Below are 2,635 nucleotides of genomic sequence, written 5' to 3'. Positions count from 1 at the left end.
CCCCTGTATCTGGTGAACTAACCTCATGTCTCGCTACAATAAATTTATAGGTATTTTCAGATTCCAAAAATTGATACAACTTGTATTTAGGATAATTTGGATCGTCAGTTAAATCTGCCTTAATTTTTTCACGATGCTCTTCGTATAAAAGTTGTGCCAACATCGGGATTGTTGCACTCTTAAAGTTAATTAAATCATCCATTGTTCTTTCGAAGTTATCAATTTTTTCTAAACCTGACTTTAATTTCTGCTCAACATCTTTTAAAAGTCTTTCGTTTAAGGATACTTTGTTAATGGAGTTACTAATTTGATTTAATTTCTTATCTAAATCAGAAACCCTAGACTCAAGCACTCTTATTTGCGGATTAAAATTATTTTGCAAATCAGTTAAATAAGTTACTAGTTTTTTAACCTCAGCATCAACGTAACTTCTTAAAGTTTCCTTTGCATTTTCAATTCTCCCTGGCATACTATTTTGAAGGGATTGAATTTGTTTACCATGTAGAGAATTGGATGAATTAATATCAGAAGCATATTTTGTAAGATTACTTAGCTTTTTTTCTAGTTGCTTTATCAAATTACTTTTTATATCTAAATCGGACTTAAATTCGTAAATGCTGCCTGAATTCCTTTTTATTATTTGGGAATTTTTATCTACATTTAATTCATTATTTTTAATTAATTCTTTAACTGATTTAATAGAAGCATTTTGTTCTTCGTTTAATATCTTAATTTTAGATATTTCATTTAACGTCAAGTCCTTTAATTCTTTTTGCAATGAGTTATATCGACCAATAATTTCTGAATCTCTTAATTCATTTTTATTAATTGCCAGCAAAATTGTGTTTATATTATTTTCAAATAATTTAATCTTGCTGTCAATGTTTTCTTTTGCAGAAGATATATCTTTTTTAATTGATTCATTAATTTTTTCTTGCTTACTATTAAAATCGCTTTGAAATTTAGTTTGTTTAAGATTTATTTCAGATTCTATAATTTTTTGTTGATTAGCAATTAGGTCTTTTAAATTTAAAAGTTCATCAATTTTTGGTAATTCTAATTTATGTCATGCTGCATTAATAATAAGAACACTAGCAGTAGGACATAAATAGTTTTCCAGATTAACAAAGTCTCTAGCATTTCCAACTCTTTGTAGGTTATTTGATAGTATTTTCTCTTGGTTAAAAAACTCAGGAAAATTATTTGAAAGCAACCTATATTTAATTTCTTCAAAAATAGCAGTTTTTAGGTTATTGTAGCGCGTGTTTCCTACTTGCTTAATAAATTCATCAAGACTGCTAGAGCAATTTAAGTAGAACTCAATTCTTTGACCAACAAGCAGATTAATTTGATTTAAAATTGAACCCGCTAGTTGATTAAATGCTTCAACTTCCTTATTTTCAACATTTTGGTAAAAACTTAATAACTTCTTAGGAACGAAAAATTTATGCATTAAATTAAATGACGAATTGTATTCATTTAAATTTATTTTAAGAAAATCTAAATTTTCTTTATTCAAATGTCCTCCTTACTTAACTTATAATTTCTTTACACTTTTTACTAAAGTAATCGGTTTTGAGATCTTTTTAATTAAATGTTGCCTATTTGAAAAAAACTTATCATATTTCTCTTCTGTTTGGAATCCCTTACGATCTAAGAAACTAACTTTATCATCGTTCCATTCAATAACGATTTTGTTCCCTAATTTACGATTTCTTGCTGAAGATAGAACTTTAAAATTATCTTTTAAATTTTCAACAACATCTTTTGAGTTTTTGTCGAATTCTTTTATTGCACTCAAAAAATGTTGAGAATATTTTGTATTTTCTAATTTAGAAATAGAAAATTTTGTTTTCCCATTAATTGCAGCACCAACAGTTCAACCTCAAGCTAAATTATCTAAATAATATTGCCCTTTTGATGGAGCGTCTAAAAAGTCCTTAAATTCATCGATTGGGCGATTGAAAAATAATAAACTTTTCTTATTATTCGTTGTAGAGGGATTAAAAAATACAAAATAGGATAATGTTTCTTCATTTTTTTCATAAATTCAATTATCTGAAGCGATTTTAAGTCCATCAATTCATTTTGACATTCCCTTAAAACTTATCCAACTTTGATCTGCAAAATCTAGAGAATTTTTAAAATCAGAACGAGTTTTAAATTTCTTAAATTTTTTAAAGATCGTAGACTTAATAATTGACTTACTAAATTTTTTAATTCCCTTAATTCCTACTTGTTTAAGTCTATTTAAAACAAACTCTTTTTTGTCTTTAGATTTTACAAAGGCGGTTATTAAAATTCCTGATTTAATCGAAAATTTAATGCCTTTTCTAAGTATTCTAATAACTTTATTAACAGTTTTTCTATTGAATTTTTTTAATAAAACTTTTTTTAATTTGTAAGTTGTTTTGTTTACAACATAGGTTAGTGCTGCTTGAGGATTCATAATAAATCTAATAGCAGTTTGACCTTTTTGAACTAATTTTTTAAATCAAGATACTTGTTTAGCAAGTTTTGATTTTCTAACAAATTTTAAAATTGTTCTGGAACCAAACATTGCATATTTGAATAAAGCGTTATATCAAACATTTTGCACATTTACCTCATATCCAAATATTGCAGGTAACAGTAA

General features: G+C 26.1%; 2 protein-coding genes. Both read right to left on the bottom strand.

Features of this window, described 5'->3' with window-relative positions; translation table 4 throughout:
- On the bottom strand, positions 1-1,519 hold a 1,519-nt coding region (locus BCF89_RS08760; protein ID WP_111518940.1), incomplete at its 3' end, for a coiled-coil domain-containing protein.
- An 18-nt stretch (positions 1,520-1,537) separates the two neighbouring features.
- A partial coding sequence (locus BCF89_RS08755; protein ID WP_111518938.1) for a hypothetical protein occupies positions 1,538-2,635 on the bottom strand: 1,098 nt, incomplete at its 5' end.

Origin of the sequence: Metamycoplasma auris (genome assembly GCF_003253435.1) — a bacterium.
GTDB classification, from domain to species: Bacteria; Bacillota_I; Bacilli_A; order Mycoplasmatales; family Metamycoplasmataceae; genus Metamycoplasma; species Metamycoplasma auris.
The sequence above is the reverse complement of the archived record's forward strand: the minus strand, read 5'-3'. Positions and strand labels throughout refer to the sequence as shown.